Raw genomic sequence first — 19197 nt, forward strand, 5'->3', positions numbered from 1 at the left:
CGGTGTCGGTAGAACCGGTTCCGCACTCCGAGAGCGGTCGACGTCCTATGCCAGCGGTGAACCACGAAGGCTATCGGCGTTCGGTTCCTCACCGAACGGAGTCGAGTGGACGGGTATCTGTCGAGGAGTACGCCCTCTTCGCGCGATTCCGGGAACGGTCCTTCGAAGACTCCGACCACCTTCTTCGGAATCGTCAAGCGATGCTCCCGAGGTCCCATACGTACTCTTTTTCGATGGTGATCCAGTGTGTCGTGGGTTCGCGTTCCGGATCGAAGACCGTCACTTCGGTTGGAGAGTCCTCGTCGTCGAACGCCCAACAAAGCGTGAAATCGGGAAGCCCTGCGGAGCGGGATTCGCGGTCGTTCGTAGGCATGTATTTAGTAGACGCAGATGGTCGATTCGGGCCCGCGCTGGACGTCGACCGCAGCAGATTTGGTCCTCTGAGTCGCTCGTTCCTCGAATCGAGTACGAAGGTACTCGAACTCGACCCTTTTCAAGGAGCAACGTTTTCATCACACGCGTTGTACTGATTACCCGAGTGAATCTCTCCACAACTGCGCGGCGTGCGCGTCCGCCGACGACGGGGTTCGGGTAAGGGAGACCCGGAGGGTGCGTTCACCCGGTTACTCAAAACAGAATCTCATTTGGAAATCCAGCGCTACTATCACCGTGTCAGTCCTACACGGCAGTAGTGAGATGAGTGAGCTGTCCCCTAGCTCTGTCGCATCAGAGCTGAAATCTACTAGTACAGATCTCGACGCGGTGCTCGAACGGATCGAGAAATGCGTTGGAGAGATCAGTCACAGGTTCGGACGGTGGGACGACCCCTACGCTCGTGGACCGGGCCTCTACTTCGTCGTCGAACGTGATTCCATGGCCGAGTTCGCGGCTCCGATGGGGACGAACCGTTGGCCGGTTGAGGACTGCGGAAGCGTCTTCTCCGAGACCGACGTGTTTCTCGAAACCGCACAGAAGGTCGCGTTGTCCTGCGACGGTGCAGTCGTCGTTCGCAACGACGGTACGATCAGAGAGGAGATGGTCCGAGTCAAGCAACTCTCTGCGGACGAATATCGGCGGATTAACGACCTTCCCTATGCAGAGTGGATGGGTACCCGTCACATGAGTGCGCTGGAGACCTCGGTCCGCGAAGAGGTGATCGCTGCGGTCACACTCAGCGAGGAGAACGGACGGGTAACGGTCTTCATCGACGGCGCGTTCGAGGATTCCCCGGCGGCATTCCGGGTGACGGACTGACCAACCGGCGTGAGAACACTCGCGGCCGTTACCGCGTTCCTCGTACTTGCGCCCTTCATCGTTTTCCGTGACCTCCCTTCGAACGTCTCCGGCGTGCTCTGTTTCCGCTTCTGCGAATTCCGCTTCGTTTTCGGTCGCACTGACGGGGCTTACGTCACCGTCGAGAGTCTCACTATCGACGAGTGCGGTCTCGACGGGCGTACCACCCGATCTGGGTCTGTTGAACTTTACCCTTGAGCACCCGCCGTCGATTGAGACACGTTCGAAGGATGTTGTCCTCGTGGAACTCGCTCTCAATAGTGTCGCTCTGGATGGCCTCCTCGGCGTTCGTCTCGGTTTCGACGAAGCGACCGCGTCGTTTGTCCGTACCCGAGATTTTCGCGCCGACGAACGTCCGCACAGTTATCCGAATCGAGCGCCTATCTTGACGAAGGATGCCCGACGAGAACGTAAACGACGACCAGCAAGAGCAGTCGGAGCGGAAACGAGAAGACGTACGCGACCGCACCCGCGAAGATCGCGCGATGAGCGGTGACCCCGAGGGGCGGCTCGAGGGCCTCGACGAAGCACTCGAATCCCAGACCTATCCGATCACGACGGACGAGTTGGTCGAGGCGTACGGCGACTACGAGGTCGAAGCCCAAAGCGGGACGAAGTCACTCGAAGAAGTGCTCGCTCCGACCGAGAACCAAACGTACGACTCCGCCGACGACGTCCGAAGCCGGGTGTTGGGACTGATACATCGGTAACCGTCGTCGTCTCGGTCCTCTCTCGACACCCACCGAGTGTCGCGTTTAGGAGTTTTTCTCCCGTACGGGGCCGTTCTTCGCATTCGATTCACCGTCCTTGACCGCCTTGGCCTGTTGTTCCAACGCTTCGACGTTCATCTCGGCTGCCTCCTCTATCTCGCCGAGTATCTCCTTGATGTCATCGAGGCCGATGAGTTCGCGCGTCTCCTCGTCGAACTGCAGACTGTCCAACCGCTGTCCGTCGGTCGCGACGTCGCTCCCCGTGAGGTGTTTGCCGTAGCGTCCGACCAGCGAGGTGAGTTCCTGCGGGAGGACGAACGTCGTCGACTCCCCTTGACCGATGGCTTCGAGCGTGTCCATCCCTTTGTCGATGATCGCGCGTTCGCCCATCGATTCGGCGGACTTGGCTCTCAGAACGGTCGAAATCGCGTCACCCTGTGCCTCGAGGATTTGGCTCTGTTTTTCGCCCTGCGCGCGGATGATGTTCGACTGCTTGTCCCCTTCCGCTTGTTCGACTGCGCTCCGGCGCTCCCCCTGCGCTTCGAGGATCGTGGCCCGTCGTCTCCGCTCCGCGCCGGTCTGCTGTTCCATCGCGTGTTGGACCTCTTGGCTGGGATTGACCTCTCGGACTTCGACGGACTCGACGCGGATTCCCCATTCGTCGGTCGGTTCGTCGAGTTCCCTCCGGATACGGGCGTTTATTTCTTGGCGTTTGTTCAGCGTGTCGTCGAGTTCCATGTCGCCGAGGACCGCTCGGAGCGTGGTTTGGGCGAGGTTCGAGACGGCCGTTTTGTAGTCTTCGACCTCCAGGAACGCCTTCTTCGCATCCATCACGCGGAGATAGACGACGGCGTCCGCCGTCACGGGCGAGTTGTCCCGCGTGATCGCTTCTTGTCGGGGGACGTCCATCGTCTGTGTCCGCATGTCGAACGTGTACGTGCGCGACACGAACGGGGGGATGAAGTTGATGCCCGGTTCGAGCAGGCCACGGTACTCGCCGAACACCGTGAGCGCCTGCTTGTCGTAGGCGTCGACGAACCGCACCATCTGCCAGACCGTTACCACTGCCAGCACCAGTACGAGCAGCCCACCTATCGTGAGTCCGAGAGCGGGAACCTGCAGCGAAACTAAATCGTACATCTGCTTCACATTCGCTCCACGACTGTATGAAGAGTCGACGTTTTCACGCGGGTCGGGTTTTTGATTATGTGAGAGACACGACTGGCGGCACCCGACCGGTCCGACCGGCGCGCGAGTTCCGTCGACGCTCCGAGTGCCTCCGACCCGCAGCTTTTCAGCCGTCCCGCGTGCGCATCCTCCGACCTCTTCAGAACGAGACGTCGACTTCGTCCGTGGGTTCTAACGCCGCTTCGGAGGAGTTCCCGCCGCGGTCGTCGTAGAACTTGCGTCCGATGTACTCGTCGTTCACGTTCCCGATGATGGTCGTGAACAACTCGTCGGCCGACGCGTACGTCTCCTGTCCGACGGAACCGATGATCGTGGAGATAGTCTCGGTTTCCTGTGCGTCGGGGGCGTCGATTTCGACCGCTCCGACCTGTCTGATGACCGAATCGTGGTCAATCGGAAACGTGAGTTCGTCTTCGAGAGAGGCGAGTACGTTGCTTATCTTCATAGGATGGCTAAACTACCGTCCTCCTGTCACTTCAAGTGGTCTCATTTTGATGGTCGCCATCTGTTTTGATTAACCGAGTTACTCGGTTCTCCACGGCGCCGGCGACGACGTGACTCACCGCACGGTCGCGTATCGCCGTTGCCGTGTCGGTCAGCCAAGGCGTCGTGCTCCGGCGCAGGACGGCAACGTCGAACGAGGGTCGGAAGGAAGAGGCCAACAAAATAGTGATCCGAACGGTGACGCCCCGGACGCCGGTAGGGCGGATAGCTACGTATTACTCTCCGCCATCGAAGGGGTTCCGCTCACCGTCGTCGGACTGAACGTCCGACGAGGTTCGACTCGCCTCGCTCGCCTCACCGCCGTCGGCCTGCGGCGAGTTGTACGGTGTCGGCGTCCCGGCGGACGCGCGTCCCATCCAGCGGTCGACGTTCTCCGCGACGTAGGTGTGGCCGCCCCATCCCACGGCGATACCGACGCCGATTGCGACGGCAGCGGCGAGTCCCCACGCTAACGCGTTGGCGAAGACGAACAGGATGCCGACGTCGACGCCCATCGTGTCAAGTCCGATCACGATCGCGGTGAAGTAGAGGAACATCCGCGTGCCTCTCGCGAACCACGAGGTGTACCCGGTCTGGGTGGCCGTCCGGGTCTGCATGATGGCGTCGCCGATGAAGTCCGCAACGACGAATCCGAGGACGATCACCAACAGTCCGGCGACGAACGCCGGGAGATACGAGACCGCCGTCGAGATCCACTCCGACAGCAGCGAAATCGCGAGCACGTTCGCGGCGGCGAGAATCGCCAGCGCGTAGACGAACCACTTCGCGAGCGTCCCGAACGCGTTCGAGACGGCGTCTTCGGTTCCTCCGAGGATGCGTCCGATCGGCGTTTCGAGCACCATCCGGTCGATCTCGACCCGGTCCGCTACCTTCCGGACCACCTTGGCGGCCGCGACGCCGAGGACCCAGCCGATCAGGAGAACGAGGAGAGCCCCGACCAGACGGGGGAGAAACGAGACGATCTCCGCAACCGTCTCCTCGAGGAACGCGGGAACATTTATCTGTAGTACATTCGGTTGTAGCATAACTCGGATGTCACCCGTCAGCATCATGAACGGACGACATTTTCACATCTCGCGGGTTTTTCATTATGTGGGTTACATGCTGAGCGCAGAAGCGTTCACCGGCGTAGTTTACTCACCTTCCCGAGCGAGATAGAGAAAAAATTCGTCTCAGCGGGTCTTCTCGTCGGTTCTTCGTCAGCACGGTATGCGGGGCTCAGGGCCGCGTCGACGGACGGTACCCGTGCCGGAAGTCGAGTATTCGTCCGTCCGTCGGCACCGACCGGATCAGCCGCCGAGCCACCAACCGTACAGCGGTGCCTGCTCCTCGGCGTCCGAACGCTTCTTCGATTGGCCGTAGGTCTTCCCCTTGAGGAGTTGACGCTCGACCGCGTTCGTCGCGAGTCGAAGGGCGTGCGTGGCGCCGAACCCCTCCCCATCGGCCGTGAAGTACCCGCGGTCGGTGACCAGTCGAATCCGTGCCAGCACCAGCGGTACACCCCGGCTTCGTTCCTTGTGCTCCTGCAGTTGAATGCTGGCTTTGATCACGCTCATCTCTCCGTACTTCGAGGTCATCTTCTCGATCAGCGCGGAGACGTCGTCGTAGTCCATCTCTTCCAGCAGGTCGAGTCCGAACACTTGGACGGCGTTCCGGTCCTCGCGCTCCCAGGTGAGCGCCTCGATGACGTCCGTTTTCGTGATGATACCGACCGGCTCACCCGAGTCATCGGCCGTGACGACGAGCGAGGAGATCTCACGATCGAACATCGCCTCGACGACCTCGTCGAGCGGTGCGCTCCGTTCGATTGTCGCGACTGCATCGGACATCAGGTTCCGTATCGGCAGGTCGAGCATCCGGTCGGCGTCGCCCTCGCGCGCGCCGAACCCACCACGGTTCTGCCCCCCGCCACTGCCACCGAAGCCGCTCGACGACCCGCCTTGGCTCTTACTGCCGCCCCGCGTCGTGAACTCAATGACGTCGTACAAGCTCACCATTCCCGCGAGATCCTCACCGTCGACGACCGGGAGGTGGGCGATTCCGGCTTCCCGAAGCGTATTGAGCGCTTTTCCGATCGTGGTTTCCGGGGTCGCGCTGACCAGTTCCGCCGTGTAGGCGTCGTCGACAGTCGCCGCGTCGAGGAACGGACGGACCGCCTTGAGGACGGCATCGGCGGTCACGACACCGACGACACGGTCGTCGTCGAGTACGGGGAGCGTCTTGGCGTCGCTCCCGATCATGAGCCGCGCGACCTCACGGACGTCCTCGGTGCGGTCGACAGTCGGGACGTGCTGTACCTGTGAGCCGACCTTCGCAGACGGCTGGTTGGACGAGGACGCCAACTGTCGGCGACTGACGACGCCGCGATACTCGTCGCCGTCTGTTACGACGACGGCATCGAGTTCTTGATTTTCGAATGCCCCCGTGACCTTTGAGAGCGGTGTGCCGATGTCGAACTCGGTGAACTTCGGCGAGAGAATTTCGGAGATATCCATGGGTGAACTCTCTAGTGTGAGGGACGCAGGCCGGTTATGCCTGTCCCTCCCCTCATTGTAGAGGGAGGGACGCGCGAAGTGATGGTTTCGCAATGTACGTCTTCGACCTGCTCACTCCTTAACTAGACAGTGCCGTCTCAAGCGGAAGACGCAACTTTCGCTTCGTCTACAGCAGACGCAACGCGACGTGCTGAGTATATGTCGATATACCGGTACGAGATACAGAGAATACATTCATGGGTGCTTTTTTCAAGGAGCCCACTGAATCAGAAGCAGGGAAAATAGCCAACAAATTGAGAGGTTCTATCATTGTCCACTAAAAACTCTCTGACGACCTCAATTCCCTGGCGATCGTCGACCCTCCAGGTAGTCCTCCTGACGACGTTCATCGCTCCGTTCAGCATCGCACTCATCAGTCCGGGATTACCCGTTTTTCGGGATGCGTTCTCCCTCACCGATCCAGCAGCGAGCCTCCTGCTGTCGACGATAGTAATTCCTGGAATTTTCCTCTCACCACTCGTTGGTCTACTCACTGATCGGGTGGGGCGACGGCGTGTCCTTCTGTCGAGTCTCGTGCTGTGGAGCCTTGCTGGCGGTTTTATTGCCCTCGCGCCTCCGTTCTGGCTCGTTCTGACACTCCGGCTCGTTCAGGGCATAGCACTGGCGGGGCTCGGGATTACCACGATCACGCTGATTAGCGACGTGTTCGAAGGTGTCCAACGAAACGCCGTGTTCGGTGTTAATACGGCGATTCTTTCGATGGGAGCAGCTGCATTTCCAGTCGTCGGGGGTGCGCTCGTCGCTGTATCGTGGAACGCTCCCTTCGCCATGTTTCTCCTCGGGTTGCCGGTGGCGCTCTTCGCACTGATCGTACTGGACGAACCGTCAGGGAAGCGGGAAACACAGAGTTCGCTGTATGTCCGTCGGGTCATCTCGGCCCTTTCCGCCCGAGAGGCCATAATTTTCTATGGCTCGGCGTTGATAATCGATCTACTGCTGTTTGGCGCTGTCTTCACCGCTCTTCCATTTCTACTGAAAGCCAACTTCGGCCTGTCAGCCATTCTCATCGGCCTCGTCCTTACAATGGGAGAGGTGGCATCTATTGTGGCTGCCACCCAGAATGGCCGACTCTCCCAACACTCCACAGACCCCCGCATTATCGCAGTTGGGTTTGTGGCTACAGCTCTGGGTCTGGGTGGTGTCTGGTTCGCCACATCACCTGTGTTGATTGCGATTTCGACGGTTGGTTTCGGTGCTGGGTGGGGGTTGACCTTACCATCGATAGATGCCGGAGTGAGTGACCTCGTACGGACAGAGTACCGGGCAGGGGCGCTGAGTCTCCGAGGGAGTGCGAGTTCGATTGGTCGGGCGGGCGGGCCTATCGCGTTCACCACCCTCTCTCTTCAGTTCGGGTACCGTAGCCTGCTTCTCTCTGCGGGAATCATCGCGCTCGGATTCGGAGTGCTGGTTTTCGCTCTGGAGTGATTCATCTGCTTAACAGAGGCCTCCCTGAGTCTCACTTTCAGTATGCACTGAGAAGAGAGGGAGTGATCTAATGCTGAATTTCCTTCCCGCACCCGATTCGAATACACTGATCCTGACGCCCCTCCGTGCTGCATTCGCGCTCTGAGTCGGTCACGACGCTTCTGACAGTGCTTGATGAGGTTTCTGTGGCTGTGCTGAACTCAGGGCGCGTATCTTGCAGGGCTGGGACCTGATCAATGTGCTTGCCGCTCAGATTTCTCGAACACATTGTGTGCGACAAGATGACATACGCGGGCAGCGTACGTTATGGCTGAGCAATCGTGGAAACAGTCACTTCAGCGGATGGCACGTTGATCGCGTTCGAACGAACCGGGAGTGGGCCGCCAGTCGTGCTCGTCCATGGAATGGGTTTCGATCACACTTTCTGGGATCTCTCCAGCGTCCGTTCTGCGCTTGCGGCACACTACACGGTCTATGCCATTGACCGGCGTGGGCGTGGCGGGAGCGGCGACACTGATGAATACGACCTAGAATGCGAGCTCGAAGACGTGGCTGCCGTCGTCGAGTCGATCGACGAACCGGTGACGCTTCTCGGCCACTCTTTTGGCGCTGTCGTTGCCCTGAATGCCGCTGATCGGATCGATACTCTCCAGGGCCTCGTCCTATACGAACCGGGGATCTCGTTCGAAGAGGGTTTCCCAGTTATGGAACAACTGCTCGGAACGATCCGGCCCCTGATAACCGACGGTGAGAAGGAACAAGCACTTCTCACCCTTCTCAACACCGTGAGAATGCCCGAACCATCCGTTAAGGAGCTTCGATCAGGCGCGAACTGGCAGGAGCTCGTGGACGCAGCGGATACACTCCCTCGTGAGTTCGAACAGCTCATTGAATACGAGTTCGAACATGACCGGTTCAGAGACGTGACAATACCGACCTTGTTACTCGTTGGCGAGGAGAGTTCCCCGGGTGCCAACGATACGACGAAGACTTTAGACGAGACGCTCCCGGACAGTCGGATTGTACGGATCGACGGAGCAGATCACTTCGGATTGATATCGAAGCCCGATCGCTGCGTCGAGGAGATACTCGCTTTTCGGCATAACCGTAAATAACAGATTTGTCGCCATAAATGAAGTCAGTTTGCTACATACACCCTCTGAATCGATCACGACGTTTCTGACAGCGCTCGGTGAGGTTTCTGTTGTCGTACTGATTAGAGAGCGCGAATTGGTCACCGACATAGCACCCGGAGAGAGTGAATTGAATCACTCAGGACGAGTCGTATTGTAATATGTCTCTCCCTCAATGTGCTCAATACTCGGAGTAATTATTTCAGCAGCCCAACACTCTGGTCACTATGGTCACAGCTACTCAATCCGAACAAGAGACGCTGCTCGCAGATCTTGAACTGACGCGAGGGCTTACCATCCAGATGATGTGCCTCGGCACGCTCGGATTGTTCGTCGCGGCAGCTCTTCTCAGTGGACTCTATCAGACTGTTACCGGTCAGGCGGCGACCTTTCAGTTCGCACCCGCCGGGGTCGAATGGTGGACGAGTGCACTGGATGTGCTCGTCATTTTGGTTCTCGGTACTGTCATTCTCATTCCTCACGAGTGGCTGCACGGGCTTGCCATCCGCTACTACGGCGGTGAGCCGAAGTACGGCGTCGGGGTTGCCCACTTCATCCTGCCGTACGCCTACGCGACGACCGATCACGAGTTCACCCGTAACCAGTTCATCGTCTTACTCCTGACACCGCTGGTCGTGATGACCGCCGTCGGGGTGCCGGTAATGCTCATCTTCGAGTGGGGCTGGCTCATCGTGCCGCTATCGGCGAATGCCGGCGGGGCAATCGCTGACCTCTGGATGACGCTGACGCTGCTCGGTGTGCCCGCCGACGCCAGACTCCAAGATCATCGAACCGGCGTCCGGATCTACGGACGGGCGAGCGATCGGCCACGCCGAATTTCTGTGACTGCCCTCGTGTGGGACGCCCTCTCGGGCGCGGCAGTCACTACCGTCGCGGTGTTCGTCCTCCTTGCAATTGGTGGGCCACTTATCCTGGATGTTCTCGGTGTCGAGTCGCTGACGGTCGGAACCGAGGGGACGCTCACGTACCTCTTCTCGTTCGTCTCAACGCCGACCGAAATCTCTCTTGCCGTCGGTCCAGGCGTCCTGAGTATCGGAGCAGTACTCGGACTGATCTATGCGTTCATCCGGAGTTATCGACGAGCGAGAGAGCCCATTAATGAGGCGACCACGGACACGGCAAACAAGCACTGACTGGACTCATCTCACAGGATTTGAACGCGACTGTCATCTCGGACACGATTAGTGAGTGATCGGTGGGTTCGCACGCGCTACCCATCAGTTAGTTCAGCGTGGGTGAGGCGGAATAAACGAGTCCTCTGTACTGAATACATCCTCTGTCTGTGTCACGCCTTTTCTGACAGCGTTTGGTGAGGTCTCTATGGTCGTGCTGAATACAGTGCGCGAATCGGCTATGGCGGGGATACACTTATACTCGCTAATTCGGTCGAGCAGAACATGAGTGCACCTACTGACTCTTCGGAGGACGTCGGATTCGTACTGGTTCACGGAGCAGGATTCGACGTGTGGATCTGGGAGGAATTGGTTTCGCGCATGCAGGCTCCGACATTGTCAGCCAGGTTTCCTGCCCGGGAGGCCGACCAATCGGCGCGAGACGACCTTCGCTTGGCGGATTACTCGGAAGCAGTCACCGAGCAAGTCGAGGAGTGGGATACGTCTCGTGTGATTCTCGTCGCCCACTCGATTGGTGGCGCAGTCTGCATGGAGGTTGCCTCTCGGCTCGTAAACCGTCTCACGGGCTTCGTCGGTCTGAGTGCGGGGATTCCGGAACCCGGACAGTCGTTTCTGTCGTGTTTCCCCTTCCACCAGCGCGTCGTCCAACAAGCCATACTACGGTTCGCCGGAACTCGGCCGCCGGAGCGAATTATCCGTGGATCGCTCTGTGCGGAATTGACTGACGAACAAGCAGACCGTGTCGTTACTGAGTTCGTTCCTGAATCGCGCTATCTCTACACCGATCCGGTGGACGGCATCATCCCTGACGTAGAGAGGCAATATATCCAGACAGGTACGGACGAGTCGATAACGCCGGACCAGCAGGCGAAGATGGCTGTTACTCTCGAAACCGACGACGTCGTCACCCTCAACACCGGGCATCTCCCGATGCTGAGCCGCCCCGACGAGTTGGCCTCAGTCCTTGAGGAGTTCAGAACCCGGATTGAATGACTGTCGAATGGAGGCTCACTGGAACCGCAGACTGACTCCCGACTTCGGCCAGCCCACTACTCGCTCCTCGCGACTGCTGTACTGATGCTCTCTATTCAGCACGCCGAACATCTCAGTTTCGAATAATAGTTGAAGGATGCTCCTCTGTTCGTCTTCAGAGCCAGTTGACTTTCTCCCGTTCCCTCCTCTGAGCCTCCGGCGCGTGCGACCCGCGATAGTGCTCAAGGAACGTATTGAGGTCGTTCCACCCACCCCAGTCACAGACCAGTAGCGGGTCAACGTCAGCCGACGCAAGCGCCGTTGCCCACGTCCGCCGGAGGTCGTGAAACGCGAGGTACGACCAGCCGTCGTCGCCTGTCTCCTCTCGCACGATCTCAGCCGCCGACGTCGCCCACCGCCGGAGACTCCGCGTGCTCGTCACGCTGACGAGTGGTGTGTCGTCGTCTTCGGCGACACGCTTGTCGTTCGGACGACGCTACGCCCGCCAGGCGAATTCGAAGGTTCGATTCGGGCGCTCTATGAAGCTAGTGCAGGCGGGGAGCCGGACTTATTTGCGGTGGTGGCGGTGCTCTCCCACTACCGAGCGGACGTGCGTCTCGCGGCGATCCCATGGTGGCTGCAGCGCCCCCTCTTGGGCATGTTCGCCAGGATTTCGACAATGCTCGGTCGGAATCCGATCAGGTAGTCCACAGCCCAGACACACCTGGTCGGCTGTGGACAATCTTGTTTCTCGACTGCCGGGCAAGATGGCGAGCTCATCTGGATCGTCTGGACAGAGACGAGGACAGTATGATTGACGAATGCCGGCACCAGCGGCACGGTTATCTTCTCAGACAGCTATTGTAATATCAGTGATACAAAGTGGCATCGTCTACTAACCAAGCAGTCGAGAGTATTGAGCGGCCGGCCGGTGTGAGTCGGTGGAACTACCTGCGGGTCGGTGGTCTGGCAGCGCTAACCGAGGCGGCGATCTACGTGGCCGGCATCGTGTACTTCCTCGTCGTCCTTGACTTTGCGAACGTTACCACGCCGCTCCAGCAGGTCGAACTGTTCGTGACGAACCAGACGAGTCTGTACGCGATGTACCTACTCATCTACGTGGTCTTCGGCGTCGTTCTGGTAGCGCTCGTCTTGTCACTCCACGCGCGCCTCAAGACCGACGCACCGATGCTGATGGGGGCGACGACCGCGTTCGGGCTGATTTGGGCCGGGCTTGTCATCGCTAGTGGGATGGTCGCCAACATCGCCACGGGCGTCGTCGTAGATCTGTACGGCACGGACCCGACCCAAGCAACGACGGTCTGGCTAGCGGTCAGTCCGGTCATCGACGGGCTTGGTGGCGGCAACGAGATCGTCGGCGGTATCTGGACCCTTCTCGTGAGTGTGGTCGCACTACGGGCACGGGCACTACACCGGGCGCTGAACTATGTTGGTCTCGTGGTCGGTACGGCAGGCATCCTTTCAGCCATCCCGGCACTCGGCGAAGTCGGCGGCGGCATCTTCGGGATTACCCAGATTGTCTGGTTCGCCGGCCTCGGCATCCTCCTGTTACGCGCGAGTCGGCGTGAGGCAGTGTGAGGCGGGGTCGTACCTCGATAATCCAAGTGGACACTACCGGCATCTCCTATATAAAGAGTAACAGCGACGGTTGCGACGTGTTCCGGGCTCGTCCACTCTAGTTGTGAATCGGTAGAGGACATGTCTTTGATTCCTAACACGACGATGGGATGTGTCGGAGTCTGCCGTGAACTTGCTGGAATCCTTGTACTGCACATATCCTCTCGATCTTGCACGACGCTTCTGACAGCACCTGAGTAGAACTCAGCGGCCGTGCTATATACAGGGCGCGAGTCGGTCACTCGACTGTGCCGGTCTCGGTGTTAGGTGTACGGTGGACTTACTACCTCCAAAAATCCACGAGAGTACATGAGCGAGGAAAGCGAGACAACATCAAGCGGGAAAGACGTGGGGGTAGGAATGGCGATTGGACTTGCAATCGGGGTCGCTATCGGTTCTGCGACAGATAATCTTGGACTGTGGCTCGCTATCGGAGTGGCACTTGGTGCTGCAATTGGAGCTGGACTGAGCAATCGAGAATAAAGATATGTAATTCTCGATTGAGGAGTAGGCACACCTGCCTAACGGCTGTTTCATCAATAGTCGTGTGACACGAACATCGAAGTCTTGCTGAACTCACCCTCTCCCTTCAGTACGTCGCTCCTGACAGCGCTTGATGAGGTTTCTGTGGGTGTGCTGAACTCAGGGCGCGTATCTTGCATTCGCAATCGGCATCATCCATTGAGGCCGCCTACAAGTACCCGCGACAGGTGGAGTTCGTCGAGGAGTTCCCGACCACCGTGACCGGGAAGGTCCAGCGGCGCAAGCTCACGGAGTGAAGGGACGAGGCTCTCTCGGGTGGCTGAGGATGGTCTTGTATGAGTCGATCGACGACGTACACGTGGTGGCGTGTGACTCTGTTCGTCTTCGGCCGCGGTTCCCTCATCGATAGCTCCAATCACTGATCTGTTTCCTCGATGAACTCTCAGTAATAGGATTACTCACCCTTTTTGCGGGTTAGTCGACGGAACTCTGTACAGGTAGAACCCTCACGATCACTCGCCTCTGTTGAAGCCATACGCCAACATTTCAGCGGCCTTCCGCTGTTCAGTTGCGATGATTTCCCACACTTGGTCAAGCGCCGTTCCTTCGACCTGCTGATACCCTCTGAAGACGTTCCAAAACGGCCCCCACGGCTCACCACCCGACTTTGGAAGGATCCTGTAGCCTATTTGAGTCTCGGACTGATTCCCTTTACTAATGTATTCGGTCTTTGTAGCGAGTTGTCCTTCGTTCAGCCCCCATGGTTTTGGGGGATTTACCCCGTGATATCGCTTGAGATACTTGGCGAGAAGGACGTCACGCTCTAGCTTTTGAACAGTGAACGTCCGTCTGGTCGCTACGCCACTCGCACTGCCGCTCTTCCTTTCGTTCGCTTTCGATTTTCTTGTCCCCGCTTTCCATTCTCCACCCACGGAGAAGTTGAACACTTTTTTGGCCGAAAGTCCAATCCCTCCTTTGAAACTCCCACTCCCCTCAGTGTATGATACAATACTGATGCTGTCACTGGTTTGCTTGAAGATGGAGAGCTGGAACACGACCTCCAATCCCCCACGGACGATTTTAGGTGACGAAGTGGGGACGATGGTTCTCATTTCAGACGTCGCTTCTTGGACTTCGGGATAGTATGTCGTTTCTCGCTCAGTATCCAACTTCTCTCCAAGGCTATCCTGGAGTGTCAGAACAAACGATGTCAAAGCCTTGCCCTCGAAGAATTCTAGGTAGCGGTTTACTAGTTGCCAGTCGTCCTCCGACCCGCTCTTTCCAGCTCTGATACGTTCTGCGATCTCCCGCGCCTTCTCTTCAGCCTGCCTCTCATCAACACTCGTGAGAACATTAGTTATTTTGACACTTGGTCTGTCTCGTTGTCGTTGAATTACGCTATTGATCCGATGCGCGACGTGGGGCTGCTCATGACCCTGAAGCCGCTTTCTCCCAGTGGACTGCCCGCTGTACGGTAAGACGGATGACAATCCATGCTCTCTCTCGTCCGAGCCCGGACGAATCCCGCCCACGTTGGACTGCTGTACGACATGCGCCAGCTCGTGCGCAATTAACCGCCGTCCCTCCTGTGTCCTCGGTGCAAACCGACCCTCATCGAAAATCACGTCGTTCCCTACCGTGTACGCCCGGGCGTTCACCGCCCGCGCTGATCGCTCGGCGGGTGCGTCAGTGTGTACTCGCACTCGAGAAAAGTCGTGGCCGAAGCGTTGTTCCATGAAACCACGTGTGACCGGCTCGAGTGGTCGGCCGGGCGTGCGCAGGACCTTGTGTACCTCTGGCGGGACGGTGCCGGAGGGTGGCTCAGCGGCGTCACGCTGTAGCTCGGGATTAGCGGCTACCTTTCTATACCCGTCTTTCCGTGTCAAAAGAGAGTCCGGCGATGGAGTGATCTGGCGTGGGCCGGGCTGCGTAACGCGCACGGGCTGGACGGCGGTTCCATCCGGCATCCGCATGACCTGCTCTGTTACCCGATCGGCCTCTTGCTCGTACTTGTCGTCTGGCTGTCCGACTCTCATCTCCGACCGGGTTTTCGGTTCGCTCCATTCGGCCACCAGCCGTTGCACCGCTTGGTTACCGTGGCTCCGCTGTAATCGCAACAGCGGACGGTCTCGGTCCCCCGGAACCGGGCCCGGGCGTTCGCGTGTCCCCACTCGCCACCTCGGTTTCTGATCTTGCCGCCTCGCCTCGGTACGCCTTCTTCCGTCACCGTCCGCCTTCGTCTCCTTGTCGCCCGCTCGGCTCCGGCGCATCAGCAAACCGAAACGCGGCATTGGATCGCCGGGACGGGAGCGCCCAGTTCGGCGCAACCGGTACTGCCTGGGCCACCAACAATCATATGTCAGGAAGGGTTCACGAGGACATAAGCTGTTCGCTCAACTTTCAAAAACGCGCGGTGACGACCCCGGACCGCAACCCGGGGTACCAGGGGAACGTTGCGAAACACAATTCTAAATAATGGTCTATGGCTGCCGTCGAATGGAGACTACTGAACTCACCCACTGAGTCGGTCACGACGCTTCTGACAGCGTTTGGTGAGGTTTCTGTGGGCGTGCTGCATAGAGGGCGCGTCTCGGTCAATTGGTCCAAACGGGATGTTTGAAAATCTTCACTGAACACGGTAATAGAAGCTCTGTTGAAACCCTCTGGGAGTTACAGGGTTGAATGAACCCCGGCCGCTGCCCGAGTGGATCCAGGAGGCAGTAGAACCAGACGGTAGTTGCACCCCGAGAGCGGTCTGGCAGAAGAGGCGATACGAATCGTCAGCTCTGTGTTTGACGGATGAATTCGTCGAGTGCTTCTTCGATGAGCGTCGCAACCCGTTCACTATATCGCCAGAGTGCTGCGTTGAGTCGCTCTTCGGCCTCGTCGTCGAGGTCGTCTGCCCCACGAAGGACGGAGTCTTTGGTGATCTGCGGGTGGTACACACAAACGACGCCGAGTGGGGTATCCGAACTCAAGGTCCCCGCCGTGTGGATTCCGTACTGATCGGTTCCCCAGACACCATCGCCGCCCTCTCGCTCCAGTTCGGAGTCGAGTGCATCGAGCAACTGTACCTCTTTGGTGGAGAGGAGAGGATCGTCACCTTCGAACAGTTCAGTGTACGCCTCCATCCGGGCACTTTTCGTCCACTGGTCCAACTGGGAACGCGCCCGTAGTACGAGCTGTCGTTCGTCTGGAAACTCGGCCATGGTTCTAGAAGGGGTGCAAGACGAATGAACGTTTGTACAACATCTACGGATGGTGAGTGTGTCGGTGGTGGCGGCGTACTTAACACCGGCTTCGTCGCTCACATTCGCATTTGGTTCGTGTGCGTATCGGACTGCTCGGGAGAAGTGAAGTCCTGTATTCGACGACGGGACGCTTTCGATCGTGAACCCACAGAGAGGAGTTGATAACTACACGACGACCAGTTTCGTGTTCAGATGGCGCTGCAAGAACACCTCGAGATCTGTGTCGATGTCGAGGCGATCGGAGAGTATCTGACGCCACCGTGCTTTGGTGTCCTTTCCGATGACGACGTAGTCGACGTCTTGCTGTATGGCCTCGTAAAGGATGGCCTCTTCGAGCAAGAACGCGTTTCGGACGTGGTAGCTCGCGTTCGGGAGTGAGCCGAACTCACGCCCGACCGCGCGAACGAGTTCTTCCCGCTCGACGTGCTCGCCCTTGTGGAGGAGATTCACATAGAGAATATACAGGTGAGAGTTTTCATGTCCATGAGCAAGTTCAATCGCTCGTTTCAGGGTTCGAACGCTACTTTCTCGCAGGGGATATCGGATAGGGACCAAGAATCCAGTCTCGTACATACTGTTTGAACTCACTCGGAGCTGCCCAGTAACTCACTCTTCGGTACGCGGTGAATACCAATCATTCGCAATCATATCGACATGGTGACGACGTTAGCCTGTTCTTTTGCTGCATGTGAACACTTATCTAGGCTCCAGTCGTCTAACCCGGTTAGAGTCCTGTCTGACGATTCGACCAGTCACTACAGTTTCGACGGTGACTCAGCCGAACACTATCTATTCCTCGGGGCGATCATCACCATCGTTATGGACAGTACCGTAACAGACGGATCGCCCACAGTAACCGAAATCAACGCGCTACCAGGGTACGGGAACAACCTCCACACGCACCCGCCTAACGAACTGTTTTACCCCAACCATTGTCTGGCTTCGCCACCCGGATTTCCCGCCCGGATGCAAAAGAGAAGTTCATCCCCACAAACCACGGACGCTAGACTGGATGTCGCCTCCCGAATGGCTGAGTAGAGTATGGTGGCGATGTTGGCTGTGGTCACGGACTTCTCATAGCGATTAGCGCAAGTCTTCATACGTTCCAACGTGGCAGACCGCAGATGTGTTGAACTCGGTGTGCGAGATATAGAGGGTTGTATTCAGCACGTCATTGCTGTTCTTTTCACACCGTTGATTGCAAAACAGTCGTTCAGTAGAGACGTGCGTATCTTGCACGCGCCACGAGAACTATTCAATAGGGACAGGCGAGCCCGCAACTCCATGCTTGACAAACCACTAGACGGTGTCCCGCCTTCGATCTATGTATGTGCAGTGGTTGAGCCAGTCTCAGAATCTGAACTACTCCCTGTAGTCCGAGGCCATTTCCAGGCATACCTGAGAACTAGTGCAAGAAGAACGACTTCTACAATAACACCAAAATACATATGTGGCCAAGATTCACCCACTATATTGAATAAAGTAAAAGGAATATAGAGTATTGCCACGACGATATTCGTCCAGCGATTCACTTTTGCCGGCAATGACAGTGACAGGAAAATCATCAAACCCGGAATTGACACAAATACTAGTGCAACCAGCGCCCATGTTGGCGTAATGTCGAACGTGAATACTTTTCCAATTAGTATATCCTCAATAGTCCCTGGCTTGTAAAACCCAAAAATGTCTACATATACATATAAAAACATAAATGATGTCCACAACCCCGCGAGCTTCAGTTTTACATTTATCTCGATGTCTTCCAACACGTTTGTCTCGTTTACTTCGGTACGTGATTCACTCATATTATTTATATCCATACTGACATGAACCACCAGCCGTGTAAAGTGGTACCAATTTCACGCTGTGATGGTGTGACGAGCAACTGAGTGACTCACGATCCACCAGACGGGAAGCGTGCTGAATACGCGCCCTCTATTCAGCACAACCACAGAAACCGTACCGAACGTTGTCAACAACGACGTGTTGACTGTAGAGGGAGAGTGCAGCACATCGTTACTCGTCCCAGTGAATCCGGTGAGGCGAATCTCGAACAGAGAAAACGATTTACAGGCACGTCTGCAAGTACCGATAATGGGTAGCTACGCAACACCACCGAATTGGACCGATGAATCGTCAGACGACGACGAACCTCGGCCTCGACTCGGTGACCTGCTTTCAGGCCGACTTGCAGATGTTACTGTTGATTCCGTAGAGGCGGTACGTGACGAACGAAAGCGGGAATGAAGCTCTTCATCGATACGAACGTCTTCATCGCCAGTTTGACTGACGAACCGAGTCGTGGTGAGATTGCGACGCGGTTGCTCAACGGAGACCACGAGTTCTGCACATCTATTCTGAATCTCATGGAAATTCGGTCAGTCATGACGAAGAAGAAGCGCGTTGAGTAGGACCGCGTCGAAGCGGTGTTGTCGGACATCTACAGTAGCGTGGATATCTATGCACCCGAAATCAGTGACCAGATTACAGCGTATGAATTACAGCGAGATACTCTGCTCTACACAATGGACTGTGTGCTCCTCGCATTAGCGGACGATGTTGATACGACCATGGTTACCTTCGACGGAGAGTTGCTCAGTCACGGTGGTGTTGCACCGGAAGATTTGATCGAGTAACTGCTTGGACTAATTCTCGGTGTAATCTACACGTAGTGACAGATGCTGCACGCTGCATAGAGAGATGCCTCGATCAGAGGCGGGCCAACGCAATATTTTCAAGGGGAGAAAAAATGTTAGAAGTATGAACGCAACCCAAAAGAAACGTCTCGGGAACGTGGTAGGCATAATCAGCATTGCCATCTCTCTCCTCATCGTAATCTCTTGGGTTATGGGGCTCATCTAAATTTGAGGCTGAATCGAAAGCGTCCAGCA

Annotated in this window: 19 protein-coding genes and 1 pseudogene; 10 read left to right on the forward strand and 10 right to left on the reverse strand. The window is 57.3% G+C overall.

Annotation, left to right across the window (positions count from 1 at the left end; genetic code table 11):
• Positions 1-193 precede the first annotated feature (193 nt).
• Complete coding sequence (locus NDI76_RS20375; protein ID WP_310926005.1) at positions 194-373, reverse strand: hypothetical protein; 180 nt, start codon at positions 371-373, stop codon at positions 194-196.
• A 296-nt stretch (positions 374-669) separates the two neighbouring features.
• Between NDI76_RS20375 and NDI76_RS20380 the strand changes: the two genes are divergently transcribed.
• Both NDI76_RS20380 and NDI76_RS20385 read left to right on the forward strand, forming a co-directional pair.
• Positions 670-1254 (forward strand): diadenylate cyclase, encoded by a 585-nt coding sequence (locus tag NDI76_RS20380; RefSeq protein WP_310926006.1) that lies wholly within the window; start codon positions 670-672, stop codon positions 1252-1254.
• 434 nt (positions 1255-1688) lie between these two features.
• Entirely contained in the window at positions 1689-2003 is a 315-nt protein-coding gene (locus NDI76_RS20385) for a DUF5789 family protein (protein WP_310926007.1), read from the forward strand.
• Positions 2004-2048: 45 nt separating this feature from the next.
• On the opposite strand, the gene NDI76_RS20390 is transcribed toward NDI76_RS20385, so the two are convergent.
• The 4 genes from NDI76_RS20390 to NDI76_RS20405 form a co-directional block, all read right to left on the reverse strand.
• Positions 2049-3143 carry an SPFH domain-containing protein gene (locus tag NDI76_RS20390; protein ID WP_310926008.1) on the reverse strand — a complete coding sequence of 365 codons (1095 nt, stop codon included), beginning with the start codon at positions 3141-3143 and terminating at the stop codon, positions 2049-2051.
• Between the two features lie 187 nt (positions 3144-3330).
• Positions 3331-3636, reverse strand: a complete 306-nt coding sequence (locus NDI76_RS20395; protein ID WP_310926009.1) for a DUF5789 family protein — start codon at positions 3634-3636, stop codon at positions 3331-3333.
• A 274-nt stretch (positions 3637-3910) separates the two neighbouring features.
• On the reverse strand, positions 3911-4720 hold the full coding sequence (locus tag NDI76_RS20400) for a mechanosensitive ion channel family protein (protein ID WP_310926010.1): 810 nt from the start codon (positions 4718-4720) through the stop codon (positions 3911-3913).
• Between the two features lie 264 nt (positions 4721-4984).
• The gene (locus NDI76_RS20405) at positions 4985-6190 is read right to left on the reverse strand and encodes a CBS domain-containing protein (RefSeq protein WP_310926011.1); all 1206 of its coding nucleotides are present in this window, start codon (positions 6188-6190) and stop codon (positions 4985-4987) included.
• Positions 6191-6499: 309 nt separating this feature from the next.
• On the opposite strand from NDI76_RS20405, the gene NDI76_RS20410 reads away from it, so the two are divergent.
• The 4 genes from NDI76_RS20410 (at position 6500) to NDI76_RS20425 (ending at position 10955) form a co-directional block, all read left to right on the forward strand.
• Complete coding sequence (locus NDI76_RS20410; protein WP_310926012.1) at positions 6500-7675, forward strand: MFS transporter; 1176 nt, start codon at positions 6500-6502, stop codon at positions 7673-7675.
• A 320-nt stretch (positions 7676-7995) separates the two neighbouring features.
• Positions 7996-8790 (forward strand): alpha/beta fold hydrolase, encoded by a 795-nt coding sequence (locus tag NDI76_RS20415; RefSeq protein WP_310926013.1) that lies wholly within the window; start codon positions 7996-7998, stop codon positions 8788-8790.
• A gap of 245 nt (positions 8791-9035) precedes the next feature.
• Positions 9036-9962, forward strand: coding sequence for a DUF3267 domain-containing protein (locus NDI76_RS20420; protein ID WP_310926014.1), 927 nt, complete (start codon positions 9036-9038; stop codon positions 9960-9962).
• Positions 9963-10226: 264 nt separating this feature from the next.
• Positions 10227-10955, forward strand: a complete 729-nt coding sequence (locus tag NDI76_RS20425) for an alpha/beta fold hydrolase (RefSeq protein ID WP_310926015.1) — start codon at positions 10227-10229, stop codon at positions 10953-10955.
• Positions 10956-11109: 154 nt separating this feature from the next.
• Here NDI76_RS20425 and NDI76_RS20430 read toward each other — a convergent pair whose 3' ends face one another.
• Positions 11110-11376 carry a tyrosine-type recombinase/integrase gene (locus NDI76_RS20430; RefSeq protein ID WP_310926016.1) on the reverse strand — a complete coding sequence of 89 codons (267 nt, stop codon included), beginning with the start codon at positions 11374-11376 and terminating at the stop codon, positions 11110-11112.
• Between the two features lie 491 nt (positions 11377-11867).
• Here NDI76_RS20430 and NDI76_RS20435 point away from each other — a divergent pair, with 491 nt between their 5' ends.
• The 3 genes from NDI76_RS20435 (at position 11868) to NDI76_RS20445 (ending at position 13351) form a co-directional block, all read left to right on the forward strand.
• Positions 11868-12533, forward strand: a complete 666-nt coding sequence (locus tag NDI76_RS20435; protein ID WP_310926017.1) for a hypothetical protein — start codon at positions 11868-11870, stop codon at positions 12531-12533.
• Positions 12534-12881: 348 nt separating this feature from the next.
• Positions 12882-13055, forward strand: a complete 174-nt coding sequence (locus NDI76_RS20440; RefSeq protein WP_310926018.1) for a glycine zipper domain-containing protein — start codon at positions 12882-12884, stop codon at positions 13053-13055.
• A gap of 173 nt (positions 13056-13228) precedes the next feature.
• On the forward strand, positions 13229-13351 hold the full coding sequence (locus NDI76_RS20445; protein ID WP_310926019.1) for a hypothetical protein: 123 nt from the start codon (positions 13229-13231) through the stop codon (positions 13349-13351).
• Positions 13352-13567: 216 nt separating this feature from the next.
• Here the strand turns inward: NDI76_RS20445 and NDI76_RS20450 are convergent, their stop codons facing one another.
• The 4 genes from NDI76_RS20450 to NDI76_RS20465 form a co-directional block, all read right to left on the reverse strand.
• Positions 13568-15346, reverse strand: a complete 1779-nt coding sequence (locus NDI76_RS20450) for an eCIS core domain-containing protein (RefSeq protein ID WP_310926020.1) — start codon at positions 15344-15346, stop codon at positions 13568-13570.
• A gap of 489 nt (positions 15347-15835) precedes the next feature.
• A complete protein-coding gene (locus NDI76_RS20455) occupies positions 15836-16264 on the reverse strand; it encodes a DUF7539 family protein (RefSeq protein WP_310926021.1) in 429 nt (142 codons plus the stop codon).
• Between the two features lie 207 nt (positions 16265-16471).
• The gene (locus NDI76_RS20460) at positions 16472-16756 is read right to left on the reverse strand and encodes a hypothetical protein (RefSeq protein WP_310926022.1); all 285 of its coding nucleotides are present in this window, start codon (positions 16754-16756) and stop codon (positions 16472-16474) included.
• A gap of 872 nt (positions 16757-17628) precedes the next feature.
• Positions 17629-18126, reverse strand: a complete 498-nt coding sequence (locus tag NDI76_RS20465) for a DUF6326 family protein (RefSeq protein ID WP_310926023.1) — start codon at positions 18124-18126, stop codon at positions 17629-17631.
• Positions 18127-18549: 423 nt separating this feature from the next.
• On the opposite strand from NDI76_RS20465, the pseudogene NDI76_RS22730 reads away from it, so the two are divergent.
• Positions 18550-18942 (forward strand): annotated as a pseudogene (locus NDI76_RS22730) (type II toxin-antitoxin system VapC family toxin).
• The last annotated feature ends 255 nt before the right edge of the window (positions 18943-19197 follow it).

The organism is Halogeometricum sp. S1BR25-6, assembly GCF_031624495.1.
Lineage (GTDB): Archaea > Halobacteriota > Halobacteria > Halobacteriales > Haloferacaceae > Halogeometricum > Halogeometricum salsisoli.

Excerpts from the sequence above, each read along its gene's own strand:
- NDI76_RS20375 (WP_310926005.1), bottom strand. The coding sequence starts at position 373 with ATGCCTACGAACGACCGCGAATCCCGCTCCGCAGGGCTTCCCGATTTC.
- NDI76_RS20385 (WP_310926007.1), top strand. The coding sequence starts at position 1,689 with ATGCCCGACGAGAACGTAAACGACGACCAGCAAGAGCAGTCGGAGCGG.
- NDI76_RS20390 (WP_310926008.1), bottom strand. The coding sequence starts at position 3,143 with ATGTACGATTTAGTTTCGCTGCAGGTTCCCGCTCTCGGACTCACGATA.
- NDI76_RS20395 (WP_310926009.1), bottom strand. The coding sequence starts at position 3,636 with ATGAAGATAAGCAACGTACTCGCCTCTCTCGAAGACGAACTCACGTTT.
- NDI76_RS20400 (WP_310926010.1), bottom strand. The coding sequence starts at position 4,720 with ATGCTACAACCGAATGTACTACAGATAAATGTTCCCGCGTTCCTCGAG.
- NDI76_RS20405 (WP_310926011.1), bottom strand. The coding sequence starts at position 6,190 with ATGGATATCTCCGAAATTCTCTCGCCGAAGTTCACCGAGTTCGACATC.
- NDI76_RS20420 (WP_310926014.1), top strand. The coding sequence starts at position 9,036 with ATGGTCACAGCTACTCAATCCGAACAAGAGACGCTGCTCGCAGATCTT.
- NDI76_RS20425 (WP_310926015.1), top strand. The coding sequence starts at position 10,227 with ATGAGTGCACCTACTGACTCTTCGGAGGACGTCGGATTCGTACTGGTT.
- NDI76_RS20440 (WP_310926018.1), top strand. The coding sequence starts at position 12,882 with ATGAGCGAGGAAAGCGAGACAACATCAAGCGGGAAAGACGTGGGGGTA.
- NDI76_RS20450 (WP_310926020.1), bottom strand. The coding sequence starts at position 15,346 with ATGCCGCGTTTCGGTTTGCTGATGCGCCGGAGCCGAGCGGGCGACAAG.
- NDI76_RS20455 (WP_310926021.1), bottom strand. The coding sequence starts at position 16,264 with ATGGCCGAGTTTCCAGACGAACGACAGCTCGTACTACGGGCGCGTTCC.
- NDI76_RS20465 (WP_310926023.1), bottom strand. The coding sequence starts at position 18,126 with ATGGATATAAATAATATGAGTGAATCACGTACCGAAGTAAACGAGACA.